The following is a 19,642-nucleotide window of genomic DNA, read 5'->3' as shown; positions in this document are numbered from 1 at the left end:
GCAGGAAGCCCGCTCTTTTCCCCAAAGGTGCCATTGTCATGGGTAACCCAACCGACTTCCGCTCCAGCAACGTGCCCGGTCCCGCCGGTGCCGCCGACCTGGTGCTGACCAACGGCCGCATCTACACGGTGGATGCTGCCAACCCCTGGGCCGACGCCGTGGCCATTCGTGGCGGGTGCTTCATCGCCGTCGGCGACAGTGCCAGCGTGGCGAACCTGATCGGCGCTCACACCCAGGTACTGGACCTGCAGGGCCGCTTCGCCATGCCCGGCCTCTACGACATGCACACCCACCCGGACCTGAAGCTGGCCCCCGGCTATGCGGGCTATCTGGAAGTGGGCGTCGAAGACCCGACCCCGGAGCAGGTCAGGCAGGCCATCCTCGACTACGCCGCCGCCCATCCGGGAGATGGTTGGGTCTATGGCCAGTACTTCGTCCGCTACACCTTCAAGCAGGCCGGCCTGGTGCCGGACCGCGACTGGCTGGACAGCGTCCTGCCGGACCGCCCGGTGGCCATCCTCGACCGCTCCTGGGGCTGCATGATGGTCAACTCGAAGGCCCTGGAGCTGGCCGGCATCGACGCCGACACCCTGGACCCTCGCCACGGCTACATCGAGCGCGACAGCGTCACCGGCGTGCCCACCGGCATCCTGGTCGACGGCGCCTATGCGTTGATCCACGCCGCCATGCCGCCCACCCCGCAGCACGCACTGAAGCGCGCCTACCGCGAAGGCGTGTGGTTCCAGAGCGGCCATGGCGTGGTGGGTACCAAGTACGTCCACGTCTGCGAACACCGCCTGAACGCGCTGAAGTCCATCGACCAGGTCGGTGAACTCTCTGTGCGGGTGGAGGCCGCCATCAGCTGGCAGGACGACATCTTCCCGGTGAAGCGCCGCTGGGAGCTGCTGGCCGGGGAGCGGCACTTCTACCGCAGCGCCCGGCTGAACGCCAACGCGGTGAAGTTCCACTTCGACGGCACCCACGAGTCGCGCTCGTCCTACCTGTCCAGCGCCTGGCCGGGCGACAGCAGCTGGCGTGGCCACCTCAACCTGACGCCGGAGCACATCTCCGACATGGTGGTGGACATGGACCGCAGGGGCATCCGGGTGATCGCCCACTGCACCGGCGACGGTGCCTCCGATCTGTTCCTCGACGCCGTGGCCGAAGCCCGCCGGCGCAATGGCGACAGCGGCGTGCGCCACCAGTGCGCCCACAGCACCACGCTGCTGGACGCCAACCTGCCGCGTTTCGCCGAACTGCAGGTGACGGCCGAGTTTTCGCCGGTGGGCTGGTTCCCGTCCTCCTTCGCCAACGCCCGCGCCGTGTTCGGCGAGGACCGCATGCAGCGCGCCTACAACTTCAAGGGCGTGCTGGAGCATGGCGGCGTGGCGGTAATGGGCACCGACTGGCCGGTGTCCAGCATCAATCCCTGGATAGGTTTCGAGGCCATGGTCACCCGCGAGAACCCGTTCGGCGAAGAGGAGGGGCGCTTCTACGGCAGCCCGATCTCCCTGGAGCAGGCCATCCGCGTGATGACCCTCAACGGCGCCTGGTGCATGGGCATCGAGGACAAGGCAGGTTCCATCGAAGTGGGCAAATCCGCCGACCTCATCGTGCTCGACCGCAACCTGTTCGAGCTGGAACCCAAGGGCAATATCCACGCCACCCAGGTGCAGCTGACGCTGCTGGAAGGCGAGGTGACCTGGGACCGTCACGGCGAGTTCGACGGCACTTCCTACGCCGCTACCTGGCGTAGCGAGCTGCCCAACATCCTCTGAGGCTCGCGAGACGAGGCAAGAACATGAGCAGACACGACCCGATTCCCGTGACCCTGGTGTCCGGCTTCCTCGGCGCCGGCAAGACCACGTTGCTGAACCGCATCCTCACCAGCGACCACGGCTTGCGCATGGCGGTGATGGTCAACGACTTCGGCGCGATCAACATCGACAGCCAGCTGATCGTCAGCCAGACCCAGACCATGGTCAGCCTGGCCAACGGCTGCATCTGCTGCACGGTGGAAAGCGACCTCATCGAGCAGCTCGGGCGTCTGCTGGACGACCGCGCCAATCGGCCGGAATACATCGTCATCGAGGCCAGCGGGGTGTCCAACCCGGGCAAGATCGCCAATACCCTGCGTTACCCGCAGTTCCGCGAGACGCTGGCCATCGACAGCATCCTCACGGTAGTGGACGCCGAGCAGTTCGAGAGCCTCGAAGGCGACATGGCGCAGCTGGCCATGGAGCAGCTGGATGTGGCGGACATCATCGTCCTGAACAAGGTGGATCGGGTCAGCCGTGAGCAGGTCGAGGCTCTCAAGGCGCGCTGGCTCTACCCCAATGCGCGGCTGCTGGAAAGCCGGTACGGCGATGTGCCGCTGGAACTGGTGCTGGGTGTCGGGCGCTTCAAGTCCACCTGGAGCTTCAAGCCGGCGACCGTCGCGCCGGCTCCGGTGCTGGCTGCGGCGCCGCCGGACCATGGTGGCGTATTCGATACCTGGAGTTTCTCCAGCGAGCGGCCCCTGGCCCTCAAGGCGCTGCGCGAGGTCCTTGCCGGGCTGCCAAGCGAGATCTACCGCGCCAAGGGCGTATGCCAGATCGCCGAAGCACCGGGCAAGCGCTGCGTCCTCCATCTGGTGGGCAGCCGCAGCGAAATCAAGCCGGAAGAGGGCTGGGAGGGCAGGGCGCCGCATACCCAGTTGATCGTTATCGGCAAGCGCGGCGCCGTCGATGCGGCAGGGCTGCAGACGGCGTTCGAGGCGTGCATAGCCGGGTAGCCCGTCGCCTCGTAGGCTCGCAGGCCTGCCTTTTGTGGGGGCGAATTCATTGGCTATGTCTGCATTAAGTGTTGCTAGAGCGTCCTGAGCCGAGCTGCTTATCGAGTGGGCTGCGAGTCCCTGTTTCGCCTCCCGGCGAGTCACTTCTTTCAAACGCCAAAGAAGTAACCAAGAACGCTCGCCCCTGCATCCGGCCCGGCTGCGCCGGGTCCCCTCGCTCCATCGTTGCTCCGGGGGCCCGGCGTGAGGGGCCATCCATGGCCCCACACGCCGCTCGCGGCATCCATGCCGCTCGTCCCCCTGCGCAACGCTTCCACTCGGCCTCCTGACGGGGCAGGTCCCTGCCCCACCTCTTCTGCACAGGTTCAGGCAATGATCAGGCGTCAGGATTGCTACGCCCTGTCAGGCGCGAGTCACCCCTCTACCTCTGGGGCGAAGAGGCACGCTTTCGGAAGCACCGCTTCCGGTGCCGATGAGCGACTGAGCGCGAAGCGATCAGGCTGGGGCGCAGGGCGGGGGCCGGGGGAGAGGGATGCATCAGGCAGGCGCGGAGGCCTGAAAGAGCCGTACTAACCGCTTCTATTCGGTTCTGCAACAGCTAACGCAGATATAGCCAATTCATTCGCCAAGGGAGGCGAAGCTGCCCCCTGATGGTCTGGAGGGCAGGCCTGCGGCCTGCTCAGCGATTGAAATCGCCCCCACAAGGCTTTTGCATCCGGGATTCAATCCCGCGCGGGAATCCCCAGCCCGCGGATCACCGCCGGACGTGCCAGGAAGGCTTCCAGCACCCGCTTCACGTTGGCGAAGCGCTCGAACTGCACCAGTTCACCGGCTTCATAGAAACCGACCAGGTTGCGCACCCAGGGGAAGGTGGCGATGTCGGCGATGCTGAACTGCTCGCCCATGATCCAGTCGCGGCCCTCCAGGCGCTGGTCGAGCACGGCCAGCAGGCGCCTGGATTCTTCCACGTAGCGGTCGCGGGGGCGCTTGTCCTCGTAGTCCTTGCCGGCGAATTTGTTGAAGAACCCGAGCTGGCCGAACATCGGGCCTATCCCGCCCATCTGGAACATCAGCCACTGGATGCACTCGTAGCGGTCGGCGGCGCCCTCGGGCAACAGCTGGCCGGTCTTGTCCGCCAGGTAGATGAGGATGGCGCCGGATTCGAACAGCGCCAGCGGGCGGCCATCCGGGCCGTTGGGGTCGATGATGGCGGGAATCTTGTTGTTCGGGTTGAGCGAGAGGAACTCCGGCGACATCTGCTCATTGCGCTCGAAACTCACCAGGTGCGGCTCGTAGGGCAGCCCCGTCTCCTCCAGCATGATGGACACCTTGACGCCGTTGGGCGTCGGCAGGGAATAGAGCTGGAGGCGGTCCGGCCGGGTCGGGGGCCATTTGCGGGTGATGGGGAAAGCCGACAGATCGTGCATGGGGACTCCCTGTTCGAGGTTGGGGCGGATAGGCAACCTTACCCGCCAAGGGACGGGCAGCGGAAGGCACTGGTTCAACTCCTGGTGGTTGGCAGACGGCTGAGGGCGATAGCCGCGAGCATCCCCCAGGGAGAGCCAGCGGGGAGGGCGATCAGTCGTCGCGGGTGAGGACTTCCAGCAACTCGATCTCGAACAGCAGGTTGGAGTTGGGTTTGATATGGGCGCCGACCTGGCGTTCGCCGTAGGCCAGGTGTGCCGGAACGAAGAGCTTGCGCTTACCGCCCACTTTCATGCCCATCAGGCCGATATCCCAGCCGCGGATCACGCGCCTGGTGCCGATCACGCACTGGAACGGCTTGCCACGTGCATAGGAAGAGTCGAATTCCGTGCCGTCTTCCAGGGTGCCCCGATAGTGGGTGGTGATCAGGGCGCCCTTGACCACCTCCTTGCCATCGCCCAGCTGGATATCGGTGATCTGCAGTTCGTGACTCATTCGTCGTGCTCCTTGGTTCTGCGGCCGGGTGTGGCCATTTCGGGCTGCGTTTTCGCAGGATTCGAGCGGGCTGGCAACCGGAAGCGATGCCAGCGCTATTCAACCTGACTGCAGCGCCAGGCCGATGCCGAGCGCTACCAGGGCCGCGAAGCCGATGCTGCAGACTAGAAACAGGCTAAGCCTCGATGCCCGATCCTGGCCATTGGTGGGGATGCCCGGGTATCGGTTGAACGTCAGCGTCCGGCAGACGCACCAGTCCACCTGCCAGAGGATGATTTCAATGCCCAGTTCCAACAAGTCAGACGGCCACCAGCAGTGCGCCGGCGATGGGTGCTTGGGCGCCTGAGTGGTCATGGCGATCTCCTCAACGGCTTTTCCCTGCTTCTGGAGTTCGGAGCCGCCGCCAGTTGGCAAGGTTTCTTCTGCACGACGGCAGGCGCCAGCGTCATGCAGATTGCACGGATGGCAAATCCGAATCATGCAAATGTCCCTACGGCACATCACTGGCCAACGATCCCAGGTCATTGATTCATGGGTTGTTTCACGGGTGCGCTGAACCGGGCACGGCTACTGCTTGGAATAGTCACCCAACAACCGTACGGGAGTACCCAGATGAAACTCGCATTCACTGCCTTCTTCGACGCCTTCCCGCAACATCAGGTCGACATCAAGCCGCGGCCGGACGGCACGCTGCTCCTTACCCTGGTAGGGGTAGATGGCCGGCCTTTCTACAAGGCCATCGACAGCGGCGCGCTCTACAGCGAGACGTGCGTACGTCAGGCGATCCGCGATCTACAGCGCGACATGAAGCTCGAGGCGGGCGAGGTGGTCTGGAATGGCAAGGGCATCGACTGGGTTTCCCGCGAGCTGCCGACCTATCTGGGCGGCCCCATCCATATGACTGCGGCCAAGACCCTGGTGGCCCGGCGCAAGCTGGAGCATGACCGCGCGCACAGCCGGCAGCGGGCCTGATTCGGGTCGACTGCTATTGTCGCGAAACTTTGTGTAGGAGCGAGCTTGCTCGCGAAAGTCGCGCTTGAGCGGAGTGCCGGCTAAGCCCCCTGGGCGCCATGGGTCGACCAGATCTCATGGGCTCTCAGCACATCGTCGGCTTCCGTTTCCAGCAGCTCGGCACGGGTCTCCACCAGGTGCGCGAGCAGGGCAGCGATCGCCTGGCGCTGGCTCGCGTCGCAGTGGTTGAGGAAGACGTTGTAGGCAGCACCCTGATAGAGGTGGAAGACCAGCTGCCAGCCATACCAGTCCAGCTGTTCTCCCGGCTCGTCCAGGGCGAAGCGCACCAGGGCGGGCATGTAATAGGCGATGCCTTCCGCTGAGCAGAAACAGATGGGGTCCCAGCCGGCATTGCCGACATCGGCGTGTTGCAGGGTACTGCGGTCGCGGCTGCACAACAGCTCGTCGTGCTCGGCGCATTCGCAGCAGTGCCGGTAGTTGGTGAAATGCTCCGGCCGCGGACAGTCGCCGAAGGCGGCGTCTATGGCGGCGAGTATCTGGGTGTCGGTGGGCATGCTTGCGTCGCAGGGCCGGGGATGGATGGACGCTAGCGGGTTGTTGCCGAACCGGCAATGGCTCTGGCCACCGGTGGCTGTGATCGCAGGTTTGGACGGTTTGAATTCCGCTGAGCCCATGGGCAGGCGGTGATGGGTATCGCTTCACTCAACTCGGGCGCAGAAAGGGGCAGGCGAACCTGCCCCCCCAGTGGCTTAACCACGTTTCGCCTTCTCGGCGAGTTCCTTTTCCTGGGCTACGGCTTCCTGGGCCTGGCGTTTCTGCAGTTCCACCTGGGCGAGACGCGTTTCGTAGCGTTTGATCACGCGATCGCCGCCTCCCGATGCCATGGCGGTACCGGCGGAAAGGACGACGGCGAGCAGCGTGGCGGAAGTGATAAGGGTTTTCATGGTGTGTCTCCTGTCGAGATCAAGGGTTGGGGTATTCAGAACAACTCCGAATTCGGCGTTGCCATCCTTGACGGAGTGAAGGCTCCTGGTCCGCAGAACTGCCTGCGGAGGCAGAAAGCGCCCCGCGGCAAGGAGCCGAACGCCGCGGGGCGAAGAGGCCGGCCTGGTTTGGCCGGACTGGGAGGAAAATGTCAGGCCTGGGGTTGCCAGCCGCCGCCAAGGGCCTTGTAGATGGCGACTATGCCGCGGTAGAGCTCGACTTCCGCCTGGGCCTGGGCGTCTTCGGCGGCCAGGCGCTCGCGTTCGGCGTCCAGCAGCACGAGGAAGTCCACGGTGCCTTCGCGGTAGCGGGTGGCGGCCTGTTCGGCGGCGGCGCGGGTGGCTTCCGACTGGCGCACCAGGGAAACCAGGCGCTGCTGGCGCTTGCCGTAGTCGCTGAAGGCGTTCTCCGACTCTTCCAGGGCCAGCAGGACCTGCTGCTCGTAGCTGGCCAGGGCGCCTTCGGCATCGGCTTCGGAGGCGCGGATCTGGGCCCGCACGCTGCCGAGGTCGAATGCCGCCCAGGAAATGGTCGGCGCCACGGCCCAGGCGCGGGCTGCGGAGGAGCCGATCTGCGAGCCACGGCCGGCGGTGAAACCGAGGAAACCGGAAAGGCTGACGCGGGGGAACAGGTCGGCGGTGGCGACGCCCACACCGGCGGTGGCGGCGGCCAACTGGCGCTCGGCCGAACGCACGTCCGGGCGGCGGCGCAGCAGTTCTGCCGGGTCACCGATGGGCAGGGCCTTGGCGATCACCGGCAGCGGCTTGGCCGAAAGGTCCACGGCGAGCTGTTCCGGCCGCTGGCCGAGGAGGGTGGCGATGCGGTTGCGGGCGCGCGCTTCCTCGGCCTGCAGTTGCGGCAGGCTGGCCTCGGTGGCCGCCAGGCGGCCATCAGCGCGCAGCACGTCCAGCTCACTGCCGACGCCGGCATCGCGCAGTTGTTCGGTCAGGCCACGGGATTCCTGCTGGTTCTCCAGGTTTTCGCGGGCGATGCGTTCGCGCAGCTGGGCGCCACGCAGGTTGCCGTAGGCGTCCACCAGCTCGGCGATCAGGCTGACCTGCAGCTGCTGCAGGTCGGCTTCGGCGGCTTCGCTTTCCGCTTCGCTGGCTTCGATCTGGCGCTGAATGCGGCCGAACAGGTCCAGCTCCCAGGCCATGTTCAGGCCAAGGTCGTAACGCTCGGTGTTGACCCGTTCCTCGGTGATGCCGGGCTGCTGGCCCTTGCCGATCTCGGCGCCGGCGCCGGCGGTGACCACCGGCAACTGGTCGTTGCCGACGTCGTCACGGATGGCGCGGGCGGCCTTGAGGCGGGCGAAGGCCACGCGCAGCTCGCGGTTTTCCTGCAGGGACTGCTGCACCAGCTGGTTCAGGGTCGGGTCGTCGAACTGCTGCCACCAGAGGCTCTCGAAACGGGCGCGGTCGACCTTGGCGCCGTCGGCCGAGGCGAGCCGCGCGGGCTCGCTCACGGGGGCCTTGTAGTCCGGGCCTACGGCGCAGGCGGAAAGTGCCAGGGCCAGCAGGGCAGGGGCGAAGGCTTTCATCATGCGTGTACTTCCTTCAGTTGCTGGCCGCGGGCGGCCTTGCGGGCTTCGCGCTTCTCGACGAAGCCGCGGATCAGGACATAGAACACCGGGGTCAGCAGCAGGCCGAAGAAGGTCACGCCGATCATCCCGCTGAACACCGCCACACCCATGGCATGGCGCATTTCCGCACCGGCGCCGGAGGACAGCACCAGGGGCACCACGCCCATGATGAAGGCGATGGAGGTCATCAGGATCGGGCGCAGACGCAGGCGGCAGGCTTCCAGAACGGCGGCGACGCGGTCCAGGCCTTCTTCCTGTTTCTCCTTGGCGAACTCGACGATGAGGATGGCGTTCTTGCACGCCAGGCCCACCAGTACGATCAGGCCGATCTGGGTGAAAATGTTGTTGTCGCTGCCGGCCAGGATCACCCCGGTGATGGCGGAGAACAGCACGGTCGGCACGATCAGGATCACCGCCAGCGGCAGGCTCCAGCTCTCGTACTGAGCGGCCAGTACCAGGAAGGCCAGCAGCACGCAGAGCGGGAAGATGAACACCGCGGTATTGCCAGCGAGGAGCTGCTGGTAGGTCAGGTCCGTCCACTCGAAGGTCATGCCGTTGGGCAGCTCTTCCTTCAGCAGCTTTTCGATCGCCGCCTCGGCCTGACCGGAGCTGTAGCCCGGCGCGGCCGCGCCGTTGATCTCGGCGGTGATGAAGCCGTTGTAGTGCATCACGCGATCAGGACCCGAGGTACTGTCGATCTTGACGAAGGTGGACAGCGGGATCATCTCGCCACGGTTGTTGCGCACCTTCAGCTGGCCGATCTGCTCGGGCTCCAGGCGGAATTGCTGCTCTGCCTGGACGTTGACCTGGTAGGTGCGGCCGAAGCGGTTGAAGTCGTTGGCGTACAGCGAACCCAGGTACACCTGCATGGTGTCGAAGATGTCGCTGATGGCCACGCCGTGGGTTTTGGCCTTCTCCCGGTCGATGGCGGCATCCACCTGGGGCACGTTGACCTGGTAGCTGGTGAACACCGACATGGGGTTCAGCTCCGGCAGCTGGCGCGCCTTGGCGATGATGTTCTGGGTCTGCTTGTACAGCTCCTCGTAACCCAGGTTGCCACGGTCCTCCACCTGCAGGCGGAAGCCACCGATGGTGCCGAGACCCTGTACCGGGGGCGGCGGGAAGATCGCGATGTAGGCGTCCTGGATATCCGCGAACTGCTTGTTCAGCTCGGCGGCGATGGCACCGGCGGACATGGACGGGTCCTTGCGCTCGTCGAAGGGCTTGAGCGGGGTGAACACGATGCCGCTGTTCGGGCTGTTGGTGAAACCGTTGATGGACAGGCCCGGGAAGGCCACGGTGTTCTCCACGCCCGGATGCTTGGAGGCGATCTCGGACATGCGCTTGATCACCGCTTCGGTGCGGTCCAGGGTGGCGGCATCCGGCAGTTGCGCAAAGGCCACCAGGTACTGCTTGTCCTGCTGCGGCACGAAGCCGGTCGGGGTGCTGGAGAAGCCCAGGTAGCCGAGCACCAGCAGACCCGCATAGACGAACATGGCGATGCCGCTGCCGCGCAGCACGCGGCGCACGGTGCCGACGTAGCCACCGCCGGCGCGTTCGAACATGCGGTTGAACGGGCCGAACAGCCAGCCACCGAACAGCTTGTCGAGCACGCGGGAGAAGCGGTCCTTCGGCGCGTGGTGGTCCTTCAGCAGCACGGCAGCCAGGGCCGGCGACAGGGTCAGCGAGTTGAAGGCCGAGATCACCGTGGAAATGGCGATGGTCAGCGCGAACTGCTGGTAGAACTGCCCGGTGAGGCCGGAGATGAAGGCGGTGGGGACGAACACCGCGCACAGCACCAGCGCGGTGGCGATGATCGGGCCTGTCACTTCCTTCATGGCCTGGCGGGTGGCCTCTACAGGTGACTTGCCGAGGCCGATGTTCCGCTCGACGTTCTCCACCACAACGATGGCGTCGTCGACCACGATGCCGATGGCCAGCACCAGGCCGAACAGCGACAGGGCGTTCAACGAGAAGCCGAACAGGTGCATCACCGCGAAGGTGCCGATTAGCGACACCGGCACGGCGGCCAGCGGGATGATCGAGGCGCGCCAGGTCTGCAGGAACAGGATCACCACCAGCACCACCAGCACTATGGCTTCGAGCAGGGTGTGGACCACCGCCTCGATGGAGCCCCGTACGAAGATGGTCGGGTCATAGACGATTTCGTAGTCCATGCCCTGGGGGAAGTTCTGCTTCAGCTCGGCCATGCGCGCCCGGACTGCATCGGAGATCTCGATCGCGTTGGAGCCGGGACGCTGAAATACCGGAATAGCCACTGCCGGCTGGTTGTTCAGCAGCGAGCGCAGGGCGTACTGGCTGGAGCCCAGCTCGACACGGGCGATGTCCTTCAGGCGAGTGATCTCGCCGTTGTCGCCGGCGCGGATGATGATGTTCTCGAATTCTTCCTCGGTGACCAGGCGGCCCTGGGTGTTGATCGAGAGCTGGAAGCTGTTGCCGGCATTGGACGGCGGCGCGCCGAGGGCGCCCGCGGCCACCTGGCGGTTCTGCTCGCGGATGGCGTTGACCACGTCGGTGGCGGTCAGGTTGCGCGAGGCCACCTTGTTCGGGTCCAGCCACACGCGCAGGGAATAGTCGCCCATGCCGAACAACTTCACGTCGCCTACGCCGTCCAGGCGCGCCAGCTCGTCCTTGACGTTGAGCGCGGCGTAGTTGGACAGGTACAGCATGTCGTAGCGGTTATCCGGCGAGGTCAGGTGCACGACCATGGTCAGGTCGGGCGAGGCCTTGTCGACCGTGATGCCGATCCGGGTGACTTCCTCCGGCAGCTTGGGCTCGGTACGGGTCACGCGGTTCTGCACCTGCACCTGCGCGTTGTCCAGGTCGGTACCCAGGGCGAAGGTGATGGTCAGGGTCAGTTGGCCGTCCGCGGTGGCCTGGGAGGACATGTAGAGCATGCCTTCGACACCGACGATGGCCTGTTCCAGCGGCGAGGCGACGGTCTCGCCGATCACCTTCGGGTTGGCGCCGGGGAAGCTGGCACGTACCACCACCGTCGGCGGCACCACTTCCGGGTATTCGCTGATGGGCAGCTGGAACAGCGAGATGGCGCCGCCGATCAGGATCAGCAGCGACAGCACGGCGGCGAAGATCGGCCGCTGGATGAAGAACTGGGAGAAATTCATGGCGTGCTACCTCAGCCGCGTGGGCCGACGGAGGTTTTGGCGTTGCGCTCGGCCACACGCGGTGACTCGCGCTCTTCCACGGATTGGCGCAGGCGCGCCAACTGGTCGAGGGTGGATTCGTCGGCCATCGGAACCGCTTGCGGCTCCACCGGCGCGCCGGGCATGGCCCGCTGCAGGCCGTTGACCACGATGGTCTCGCCCTTGGCCAGGCCGCTGCGGACGATGCGCAGGCCTTCCAGCTTCGGCCCCAGCTCGATGGAGCGGTAGTTCACCTTGTTGTCGTCACCGAGGACCAGGACGAACTTCTTGCCGAGGTCCGTGCCGATCGCCTCGTCCTTGATCAGCGCAGCCGGGTAGGTCTCGCTGCCCACCAGCTTGATGCGGGCGTAGAGGCCGGGGGTGAACTTGCCATCCTCGTTGTCGAACACGGCGCGGCCACGGATGGTGCCGGTGCGCGGGTTGACCTGGTTGTCGAGGAAGTCCAGCTGGCCCAGGTGCGGGTTGCCGGTCTCGCTGGACAGGCCCATGTACACCGGGCTGGCGGCGCGGGTGTCGGCGCCGGTCTTGCGGGCCAATTCCACATACTTGAGGAACGCGCGCTCGTCGGCATCGAAGTAGGCATAGACCTTGTCGGTAGAGACCACCGAGGTCAGCAGCGCCTGGCCGGCGTTGACCAGATTGCCTTCGGTGATCTCGGCACGGCTGACGCGGCCGTCGATGGGGGCGGTGACGCGGGTGAAGCTGAGGTTCAGTCGCGCGTTGTCCAGCTCGGCCTGGGTGGCGGCCACTGCGGCCTGGGCTTCGACAGCGGCAGTGGTGCGGGCGTCGGCCAGTTCGGCGGAGATGGCGTTGGTCTGGCGCAGACGCTCGCCGCGACGGGCTTCATTGGCGGCGCGGTTCTGGCTGGCGCGGGCCTGTTGCAGCTGGGCCTCCAGGCGCTTGACCTCGGCCTCGAAGGGGCGCGGGTCGATCTGGAACAGCAGGTCGCCTTTCTTCACCAGGCTGCCTTCGTGGAAGGCCACGCGGTCGATGTAGCCGGACACGCGAGGGCGGATCTCGACCGATTCGGGCGCTTCCAGGCGGCCGGTGAATTCGTCCCATTCGTTTAGGGGCTGTTCGATCACTTCGGCAACGCTGACCTTGGGTGCCGCGGCCGAGAGGTTGGCTTCCGGTGCCTTGCCGCAGGCCACCAGCACCACCGCCGCCGCGAGGGTCAGGGGGTAACGCCAGAGATTCTTGTGGATTGCTTCCATGGGACAGCTCCGCCAATTGGTTTTATGAATGGGCGGAGTCTGCGTGCGGGGTTGGATTCAGACGAATCGAACGGCCTGAAGATGACTATCACTGGAAGTGATCGATCAGGGCAGAGTTGTGGGATTGTCGACGGATCGGGGAGGTATGGGGCAGGGTGCATTGTGGGGGCGAATTCATTCGCTATGCAGTCCGCAGGACTGCCCTGCAGGGCCGACGGGGCTGCTGCGCAGCCCTTGGCGAATGAATTCGCCCCCACAGTGAGAGGTACAGTCCTGCGAGAACCGAGACCGTGCTATTCCAGACTATCCGGATCCCCGCAATACATCTGAACTGAATTCGTTGTGAGGCTCTAGATCGGTACTTTTAGAGTGGTATATGCCGCTTGTCGCTTTTCCTTGCCCCCAAGCTTGCCCCCTTTCGCACAGAGGGCGTTCCCCTTCGACCTATCGTCAGAACCTTCTGACCTTTTTCAGCAATACGGCCCGCACCGCAAAGCCTAGCACTGCGCCGTCTCCAGCTGTGCATGAGCGTGACCAGCCAGGATCCAGGCCCGCAGATCCAGGCGCAGCAGCCACAGCGCCCAGCGCCAGGGGCGCCCGCAGGCAGGGGGATGGAAAGGCGAGGGGGGTGGGGGGTGGCCCCGGGCTTTGGGCCGCGCCCCTCCCTACCTATAGGGGCCTACCAAACTCAGACCACTCAAAATCCCAATCCGTGAAACCAAAATTCCAATCTCGCCCCACGGTTCCAAAATCCCAACCGTGAAGAAATTCCCCAACGTTTGCAGAATCCCAATCCGTGACAACCCCAGTGCTAGACGCTGCGCCGCTTAAAATTCCGCCTTCAATCGCCGCCTAAATTTATCCAGCGGCTGTGCACCCGCCGCTAGTTTCCCGCCCCCTCAGACGCCCATACCGCAGCCCATAACCACCCATAACGCCACGACCACCCCGCCATAGCGTCCTCAAAGCCCGTGCCAGCACCGACGACCGTTCGTCTGATCAAACGAATAAATAATTGATCAAACGATTTAGACCGATTGATTTCTACAATAGCAGGCATACCCTTGTTTCATCGGTCGAACGAACCGGCAGGGGGCACCAGATGGGCACACTAGACAGCCAGACGATCACCGCAGCGAACACTGCGACGATCACCGCGCGTGAATTGTGCGAACTGGTGGACCGCTGCCCGAGCTTCTTCACCCTGCACCGCGGCGAGCTACCCCAGCCCCAGCTTGTGCACCAGGGCGTCGGGCGCCCCGCCCATCACTACAGCCTCCAAGAACTGGCCGACTTCGCACTCAGCCACACCAGTCATCTCAGTGACGCCGAATGCCGGCTGCGGTGCGCCATCGCCAGCCTGGCCAAGAGGGAACAGCCATGATGCGCCGCCGCAATAAGCCCGTGCCGAAGCCGGAGCCACCTCAGTGGCCCGTACCCCCCGAGGGCCTGCCGTACAAGACGGTTTCCGGTAAGACCCTGCGGGTGGACCTGCGCGACTACTTCGCCGCCGGGCCGCAGCAGGTCATCTGCCCCAGGTGCGGACGGTGCCCTACCTGCGGCCAACCTCTAGATACCCCTCCTGATCAGTCAGCCCCCGAGGACCAGCGCCATGAGTGACTCGCCCCTGGCCGATGCCTTGGCCGCCCTGAACGATAAGCCGCTGCCGGACATGCTGGCCATGTACGGATTTACCAACGTGTTGTGCCAACCGACCACCGCCGAAGAAAGCTTTAGCGCGGCGTTGCTCTGGGCCGTGCATGAGCGCAACACCGGCATCCACACGCTCCATTGAGGTCACCACCATGGCAACGCTCGCACAGATGCTGAATCCCGAAACGCTCGACAAGATGCTGGGTGACCCCAGGCTGATGCTTGGTTTGCAACTGCTCCAAGCTGGGGGCCCGCAAGCCCAGCAAATGTCCACCGGCCAGCGCCTGGCACAAGCTGCCGGCGGGTTCATGGACCAGCGCCAGGCCCAGCTCCAGGCGCAGCAGATGCAGCAATACCGCCAGGTGCTCGTGGACCAGCAGCGCGCCGCCATGGAGGCCCGCCAGGTGGAAGCCCAGCGCAATGCGGACTTGCAGCGTCGTATGCAGGATCCATCGTTCCTTGAACAGCTGGGCCCGCTGGCCCGTGCCATGGCGCAGTACGGTGCTGAGCCACAGCAGGTCATTTCCGCGCAGAACGCCGGCAACGCGCAGGCACATCGTGACGCCCAGCTCGACATGCAGCAGCAACGCTTGGACCTGGCCCGGCAACGCGCCCAGCAGGCCGGCGGTGCACAGGGGCAGAAGGCACCTAGCATGCGCCAGACCCTCGACGAACCCCTGGCCGATGGCCGGATACAACGCCACAAGTTCAACCCTCAGACCGGCAAATACGAACCCTTCGGCACCCCCTTCAGCCGCAGCCAGGCTAAGGCCGACCCGCTAGACGAGATCCTGAACAACGTTCCGACCGAAGGCCAGGACGTGCCCGACGTGAACGCTGGCCCTGGCCCCGCTGTGCCCGGCCTCCCGGGATCGGCGCCCATGGCCAACTACATCCCCAGCCAACGGCCGGCCCCGCCGCAAGCCACTGACCAGCCTGGTAGTCAGGCGCTGCCAATGGCTGGTGCAGGCTCCGTCACTCCCAAGCGGCCTGCAGTATCCGCTGCCGATGCCAACGCCCCGGCCACCCCGAAGACTCAGGCCGAGTACGACGCGCTGCCCGTAGGTGCGTTGTACGTCGACCCGAAAAACGGCGGCATCTTCACCAAGAAAGCCAAGGGCCGGAGCTAAACGATCATGGCCATCAGCAGCTTCGGCGACAGTGACGACGATGCAGTGAGCATGCCCCAGGCACCGGCCCGCGTCGTGTCCAGCTTTGGCGACGAAGCGGATGATGCCCTTGTGCAACCGCAGGGCGTCCAGCGTGTAGGCCGTCACCAACTGCCGCAGACCATGACGCAGGATCACGCGCCGACCGCCCTCGGCGATGTTGGGCGCGGCCTGTTGCGTGGCGTAGGTGGTGCAGCTCAAGCCGGGGTCGGCATTGCCGACATTCTGTCCGGTGGTGCAGCTGGCCAGCTTGCCGAACAGTCCGGCTACTACAATCCGCGCCAGGCCGATGCACGCCTGAACCAGCAGGACACGCCCGAACTGCAGCAGGCACGCCGCGAACTGGAACAGGCGCAAGGTTTTACCGGCACCATCCAATCCGTGCTGGGCAATCCGCGTCTGATAACCGAAGCCCTGGCCCAGGCTGCACCCTCGATGCTGTTGGGTGGTGGCGTAGGCCGTGGCGTTGTCGCAGCTGGTCAGCTCGCCGGCCGTGCCGTACCTGCCATTGCAGCCGCCGGCATCGGCGAGGGCGCCGTCAGTGCTGGCCAACAGGCCGAACAAACGAGGCAAACCACGGGCGGATTGACCGCAGGCCAGGCTGGTCTAGCTGTCGGTGCCGGTGCGCTAACGGGCCTGCTCGGTGCCGCCGGGGCTCGCCTCGGCCGTGCCATGGGCATCGCTGATATCGACGCCCAGCTAGCCGGCGTTGATGGCGTGAACGTGGCGAAGGGCCTGGTTAACCGAGTGCTTGCCGGGGCCGGTATCGAGTCGATAGAAGAGCTTTCGCAGTCAGCCCAGGAACAGGTGCTTGGCAACATCGCCCAGGGCCGCCAGCCCATGGAAGGTGTAGGCCAAGCCGCTGCTATGGGCGGTGTCGTCGGCGGCCTGATGGGGGGCGCAGCTGGCCTTCGTCGCCCTGCCGTTGGCCAACCTGTGCAAGCGCCCGATCTGGTCACCCAGCAGCCCATACAGCAGGCGCAAGCGCAGGCTGTACCTTCGGCACCCATGGCACCGCAGCAAGCCGCCAGCGCGCCCGCAGCCCCGGCGCCGGCCCTTGCTCAACCAGCCCCGAGCCCGGCGATTCCATTCGCAGCCTCGCAGGACATTTCCCCGCTGCTGGACAAGCTTGGTGTCCAGGGCGAGCAACGCACCCAGACGCTCGACCTGCTGCGCCCGAGTGAAGCCGACATCGAAGCCCGGCGTCGTGGTGTTCTCCCCCTGGATGAGCAGCGCAAGCTCGCCGATTTGATTGGCTTGGAGGGCGCGAAGGCCCAATCGCTCACGCACCAGATAGGCCAGACTTGGAACGCCGAGCAGATCTTTGCCGGCACTGACCTTGTGCGCAACCGCCTGGCTTCCATCCTGGATCTACAGCAGCGCATAGCCAACCGCCAGGCGACCGACGCTGACAAGGCACTGTTTGTCGAGCACATCGACGACTATCGCCGGGCAGCCAGTGCACTGATGGCCACGCGCGCGGAAGCGGGCCGCGCATTAGCCGCTCTCCGCCGGACGCCGAACCTCGGCCAGGCGAGTGATATCGCCAAGGCACTGGAGAAAGCCGGCGGCGCCGATAACGTGGACAAGCTAGCCGGTGCATTGGGTGAAGCCATCAAGGCCGGCGGACTCAAGGGCGCGGGCAAGGTGTTGAAAGGTGGGCCTGGCCTTATCGATTTTTACTGGCGTAGCGCCCTCCTGACTGGTCTGGGAACCCACACCGCCAACTTTGTCGGGAACCTCGGCATGCTGCCCTTGGGCGTTGGTCAGCGCTATGTCGCGGCAGGCATCGGCACGGCCAAGCGCGCTGTAGGTTTGCCCGGTGCCACCACCTTTGGCGAAGCGAACGCCTACACGGCGGGCCTGGCAGGCTCTGTGCTGGACGGGCTACGGGCCGCCACCAAAGGCTGGCAGACCGGCGAATCGCAGAATGTCATGTCAGTGAACTTGGACGATATCCAGACCAGCGTTGGCCTGTCTGCGGATCCCAATGCCCCCAAGATGCAGCGCATGTTCGGCATTCCATTCCGAGCCCTGGCTGCTGGCGACAGCCTCTTCGGGACGATCAACGCGGGTGCAGAACGCTACGCCTCGGCGCACCGGACAGCGCTTGCCGAGAAGCGCGACGGCAAGCTGCCGGCTGGCGTAACTGTGCAGGGTCGCACCCAGCAGCTCTACGCGAACCCGACCCCGGAAATTATCGAGGATGCTGGCCGCCACGCCGCGCGGATGACCTTCAACAGCAAGGCCGGCGCCCTTGTGCAAGGGTTCCAAGTCGCCAAGCAGCGGATGCCCATACTCGGGTTGCTCGCGCCCTTCACCAGAACTCCCAGCAACATAGTGCACACCGTCACGGGTGATCTTGCCCGACGTGAAACCTACGAAGAGTTTCGCGGCAAGCATGGTCAGGCACGCCAGGAGCAGGCCGTTGCCCGTGTGCTGACGGCTGCGAGCATGGTTGCCGTGGCCGCGCAGATGGCCGCAACGGGACAGCTGACAGGCAGTGCACCATCGGATGAGAAAGAGCGTGAAGCCTTCTACAACAGCGGCAAGCAGCCCTTCAGTGTGCGGATCGGGGATCGCTGGGTCAGCTATCAGCGACTGGAGCCGTTTTCCAGTTGGTTAGGTCTTGCCACGGATTTGACCCGGATGGACACCACGCACAAGGACGCCGCAGAGGTCGCCGGCCAGGTGATGGGCACCTTCTACCAGAACATTTTGCAGAAGAGTTTCATGCGCGGGCTCAACGATTTTCTAAATGCGCTCAGCAGGCCGGAGCAGTACGGCGCCGGATTCGGCACCCGCCTCGGCGCCAGCCTTGTGCAGCCGCTCTCCATCCTCAGTCAGGCCGCCAGCGCAGCAGATCCTTACATGCGCCAACCCGAGGGGCTGACTGAATCGATCATGTATCGCACTCCCGGCTTGCGTCAGCAGCTGTCCGAAAAGCTCGACATGTTCGGCCGCCCGGTGCGCAACCCCGCCCAGGGCCTCGCCTACATGATCGGCGGTGTGCGCTCGTCCGAGGCGTCCAACGATCCGCTCGACATTGAAGTGGACCGCCTTGGATGGGCACCGCCCGAGGTGCCAACCAGCATCGCCAACGCCAAGAAAGAATACCCGTTGACCGCTGAACTACAGCGCGAGTGGGCGCAGCTGCGCGGTCGGCTCCTGCACAACAAGGTCAGGCAGGCCATGGCTTCGTCGAACTGGAAACGGCTGAACGACGACCAGAAGCGCGACAGGCTAAGCAAGCTGGCGCGCGAGGCCCGCGACGCCGTGAAGATGAAACTTCTACCGAAAATCGTCAGGAGTGCCCGCAAATGACCAGGCAAGAACAGATCGACCAGGCGCGCGCCGCTGTGCGTGTCGCCCGGGCCAAGTACGACGAAATGCAGAAGGCCGCCGAATTCCTGCGCGACGAACTGCCCAAGGCACAGCAAGCCTGGCATGCAGCCCGGGAGAGTTTGTCGCGATTGGAGGCCCAGCAACGTCGCGAGCCGGGGCGCATGAAGCAAAAACGGGACGCCGAGCTTGAGCGATTGAAAGCGCAGCTGGCCGAACTCAAAGAGGGGGCATGACCATGTACGACATTGCGCAGCTTGCACAGCTCCGGAAGGACGCGGATTTCAACGCCGTAGATTTCACCAGGGGCAGCATCGAACCGACAGCGGACGGTGGCTTTGCCGTGAAGCTGAAGGCGCCTCTTGTGCCGATCAACGACTTGCTTGATCCGCCACCTACGTTGTCCTTCGTCACCGGTTCCGCGCTTCTTGCGGAAGCATGGATGCTGGACAACCTGATCAAGATCGCCCGCGCCGAACGCTTGAAGATACGGACCGGCAGAGTTTCCAGTTGGTCCACGGTGCAGATCACACGCACGCCATTGAGTGATGCGGAAGTCGCCGAATACAAAGCGTTCCTCGAACACCGGAACAAGGTGGCCAAGCTCCAGGCCGAGCTATCCGAAGCCATGCAGAAGAAGGCCGCGCGCCAGAGCGCCCAGGCCGGCGCCGCCGCCCTCCAGGCGCGCTACGGCAACGCCCCGGCACAGGCTGTGCCTGTAGTCGAAGTCGCCCAGGAATCCACGCCAGCGGCCCCGGAGGCTACGCCTGACGTCAGCATCGAAACTCTGCTGGCCCAGTCCGCCGCGCCCATCTACGCCACCCGCAAAACCTCCAAGAGGAAATGAC

At 65.0% G+C, this 19,642-nt stretch carries 17 protein-coding genes; 9 read left to right on the top strand and 8 right to left on the bottom strand.

Annotated features, from left to right (window positions below):
* Nucleotides 1-38 precede the first annotated feature (38 nt).
* Both E8F11_RS23005 and E8F11_RS23000 read left to right on the top strand, forming a co-directional pair.
* Complete coding sequence (locus E8F11_RS23005; RefSeq protein ID WP_280291204.1) at nucleotides 39-1,778, top strand: amidohydrolase; 1,740 nt, start codon at nucleotides 39-41, stop codon at nucleotides 1,776-1,778.
* A 23-nt stretch (nucleotides 1,779-1,801) separates the two neighbouring features.
* Nucleotides 1,802-2,773 (top strand): GTP-binding protein, encoded by a 972-nt coding sequence (locus E8F11_RS23000; protein ID WP_280291203.1) that lies wholly within the window; start codon nucleotides 1,802-1,804, stop codon nucleotides 2,771-2,773.
* A 722-nt stretch (nucleotides 2,774-3,495) separates the two neighbouring features.
* Here E8F11_RS23000 and E8F11_RS22995 read toward each other — a convergent pair.
* The 3 genes from E8F11_RS22995 to E8F11_RS22985 all read right to left on the bottom strand — a co-directional run bounded on the left by E8F11_RS22995 (nucleotide 3,496) and on the right by E8F11_RS22985 (nucleotide 5,173).
* A complete protein-coding gene (locus E8F11_RS22995; RefSeq protein WP_280291202.1) occupies nucleotides 3,496-4,200 on the bottom strand; it encodes a glutathione S-transferase N-terminal domain-containing protein in 705 nt (234 codons plus the stop codon).
* A gap of 151 nt (nucleotides 4,201-4,351) precedes the next feature.
* The gene (locus E8F11_RS22990; protein WP_280291201.1) at nucleotides 4,352-4,693 is read right to left on the bottom strand and encodes an FKBP-type peptidyl-prolyl cis-trans isomerase; all 342 of its coding nucleotides are present in this window, start codon (nucleotides 4,691-4,693) and stop codon (nucleotides 4,352-4,354) included.
* A 99-nt stretch (nucleotides 4,694-4,792) separates the two neighbouring features.
* On the bottom strand, nucleotides 4,793-5,173 hold the full coding sequence (locus tag E8F11_RS22985; RefSeq protein WP_280291200.1) for a hypothetical protein: 381 nt from the start codon (nucleotides 5,171-5,173) through the stop codon (nucleotides 4,793-4,795).
* 132 nt (nucleotides 5,174-5,305) lie between these two features.
* Here E8F11_RS22985 and E8F11_RS22980 point away from each other — a divergent pair, with 132 nt between their 5' ends.
* On the top strand, nucleotides 5,306-5,665 hold the full coding sequence (locus tag E8F11_RS22980) for a DUF3509 domain-containing protein (protein WP_280291199.1): 360 nt from the start codon (nucleotides 5,306-5,308) through the stop codon (nucleotides 5,663-5,665).
* Nucleotides 5,666-5,745: 80 nt separating this feature from the next.
* Here E8F11_RS22980 and E8F11_RS22975 read toward each other — a convergent pair whose 3' ends face one another.
* The 5 genes from E8F11_RS22975 to mexE form a co-directional block, all read right to left on the bottom strand.
* Complete coding sequence (locus tag E8F11_RS22975; protein WP_280291198.1) at nucleotides 5,746-6,219, bottom strand: hypothetical protein; 474 nt, start codon at nucleotides 6,217-6,219, stop codon at nucleotides 5,746-5,748.
* Nucleotides 6,220-6,414: 195 nt separating this feature from the next.
* Entirely contained in the window at nucleotides 6,415-6,609 is a 195-nt protein-coding gene (locus tag E8F11_RS22970; RefSeq protein ID WP_280291197.1) for a hypothetical protein, read from the bottom strand.
* Nucleotides 6,610-6,800: 191 nt separating this feature from the next.
* Nucleotides 6,801-8,189 carry a TolC family protein gene (locus E8F11_RS22965; protein ID WP_280291225.1) on the bottom strand — a complete coding sequence of 463 codons (1,389 nt, stop codon included), beginning with the start codon at nucleotides 8,187-8,189 and terminating at the stop codon, nucleotides 6,801-6,803.
* The gene (locus E8F11_RS22960; protein WP_280291196.1) at nucleotides 8,189-11,377 is read right to left on the bottom strand and encodes an efflux RND transporter permease subunit; all 3,189 of its coding nucleotides are present in this window, start codon (nucleotides 11,375-11,377) and stop codon (nucleotides 8,189-8,191) included. Before E8F11_RS22960 ends, E8F11_RS22965 begins: the two co-directional genes overlap by 1 nt.
* An 11-nt stretch (nucleotides 11,378-11,388) precedes the next feature.
* Nucleotides 11,389-12,630, bottom strand: a complete 1,242-nt coding sequence (mexE, locus tag E8F11_RS22955) for a multidrug efflux RND transporter periplasmic adaptor subunit MexE (protein WP_280291195.1) — start codon at nucleotides 12,628-12,630, stop codon at nucleotides 11,389-11,391.
* A 1,102-nt stretch (nucleotides 12,631-13,732) separates the two neighbouring features.
* On the opposite strand from mexE, the gene E8F11_RS22950 reads away from it, so the two are divergent.
* From E8F11_RS22950 to E8F11_RS22925, 6 genes are all read left to right on the top strand, one after another.
* Entirely contained in the window at nucleotides 13,733-14,014 is a 282-nt protein-coding gene (locus tag E8F11_RS22950) for a hypothetical protein (RefSeq protein ID WP_280291194.1), read from the top strand.
* Between the two features lie 228 nt (nucleotides 14,015-14,242).
* The gene (locus E8F11_RS22945; RefSeq protein WP_280291193.1) at nucleotides 14,243-14,425 is read left to right on the top strand and encodes a hypothetical protein; all 183 of its coding nucleotides are present in this window, start codon (nucleotides 14,243-14,245) and stop codon (nucleotides 14,423-14,425) included.
* Nucleotides 14,426-14,435: 10 nt separating this feature from the next.
* Nucleotides 14,436-15,413, top strand: coding sequence for a hypothetical protein (locus tag E8F11_RS22940; RefSeq protein ID WP_280291192.1), 978 nt, complete (start codon nucleotides 14,436-14,438; stop codon nucleotides 15,411-15,413).
* 6 nt (nucleotides 15,414-15,419) lie between these two features.
* Nucleotides 15,420-18,776, top strand: coding sequence for a hypothetical protein (locus E8F11_RS22935; protein ID WP_280291191.1), 3,357 nt, complete (start codon nucleotides 15,420-15,422; stop codon nucleotides 18,774-18,776).
* A complete protein-coding gene (locus tag E8F11_RS22930) occupies nucleotides 18,773-19,030 on the top strand; it encodes a hypothetical protein (protein ID WP_280291190.1) in 258 nt (85 codons plus the stop codon). Before E8F11_RS22935 ends, E8F11_RS22930 begins: the two co-directional genes overlap by 4 nt.
* Nucleotides 19,027-19,641: a hypothetical protein gene (locus E8F11_RS22925; RefSeq protein ID WP_280291189.1), complete on the top strand. Its 615-nt coding sequence runs from the start codon at nucleotides 19,027-19,029 to the stop codon at nucleotides 19,639-19,641. Before E8F11_RS22930 ends, E8F11_RS22925 begins: the two co-directional genes overlap by 4 nt.
* Nucleotide 19,642: the final 1 nt, after the last annotated feature.

This window comes from Pseudomonas sp. BN417 (genome assembly GCF_029871205.1).
GTDB lineage: Bacteria > Pseudomonadota > Gammaproteobacteria > Pseudomonadales > Pseudomonadaceae > Metapseudomonas.
This window is presented reverse-complemented; position numbering and strand designations above follow the sequence as displayed.

Coding starts and splice junctions, on each gene's coding strand:
- E8F11_RS23005 (WP_280291204.1), top strand. CDS start 39: ATGGGTAACCCAACCGACTTCCGCTCCAGCAACGTGCCCGGTCCCGCC.
- E8F11_RS23000 (WP_280291203.1), top strand. CDS start 1,802: ATGAGCAGACACGACCCGATTCCCGTGACCCTGGTGTCCGGCTTCCTC.
- E8F11_RS22995 (WP_280291202.1), bottom strand. CDS start 4,200: ATGCACGATCTGTCGGCTTTCCCCATCACCCGCAAATGGCCCCCGACC.
- E8F11_RS22990 (WP_280291201.1), bottom strand. CDS start 4,693: ATGAGTCACGAACTGCAGATCACCGATATCCAGCTGGGCGATGGCAAG.
- E8F11_RS22985 (WP_280291200.1), bottom strand. CDS start 5,173: ATGATTCGGATTTGCCATCCGTGCAATCTGCATGACGCTGGCGCCTGC.
- E8F11_RS22980 (WP_280291199.1), top strand. CDS start 5,306: ATGAAACTCGCATTCACTGCCTTCTTCGACGCCTTCCCGCAACATCAG.
- E8F11_RS22975 (WP_280291198.1), bottom strand. CDS start 6,219: ATGCCCACCGACACCCAGATACTCGCCGCCATAGACGCCGCCTTCGGC.
- E8F11_RS22970 (WP_280291197.1), bottom strand. CDS start 6,609: ATGAAAACCCTTATCACTTCCGCCACGCTGCTCGCCGTCGTCCTTTCC.
- E8F11_RS22965 (WP_280291225.1), bottom strand. CDS start 8,189: ATGAAAGCCTTCGCCCCTGCCCTGCTGGCCCTGGCACTTTCCGCCTGC.
- E8F11_RS22960 (WP_280291196.1), bottom strand. CDS start 11,377: ATGAATTTCTCCCAGTTCTTCATCCAGCGGCCGATCTTCGCCGCCGTG.
- mexE (WP_280291195.1), bottom strand. CDS start 12,630: ATGGAAGCAATCCACAAGAATCTCTGGCGTTACCCCCTGACCCTCGCG.
- E8F11_RS22950 (WP_280291194.1), top strand. CDS start 13,733: ATGGGCACACTAGACAGCCAGACGATCACCGCAGCGAACACTGCGACG.
- E8F11_RS22945 (WP_280291193.1), top strand. CDS start 14,243: ATGAGTGACTCGCCCCTGGCCGATGCCTTGGCCGCCCTGAACGATAAG.
- E8F11_RS22940 (WP_280291192.1), top strand. CDS start 14,436: ATGGCAACGCTCGCACAGATGCTGAATCCCGAAACGCTCGACAAGATG.
- E8F11_RS22935 (WP_280291191.1), top strand. CDS start 15,420: ATGGCCATCAGCAGCTTCGGCGACAGTGACGACGATGCAGTGAGCATG.
- E8F11_RS22930 (WP_280291190.1), top strand. CDS start 18,773: ATGACCAGGCAAGAACAGATCGACCAGGCGCGCGCCGCTGTGCGTGTC.
- E8F11_RS22925 (WP_280291189.1), top strand. CDS start 19,027: ATGACCATGTACGACATTGCGCAGCTTGCACAGCTCCGGAAGGACGCG.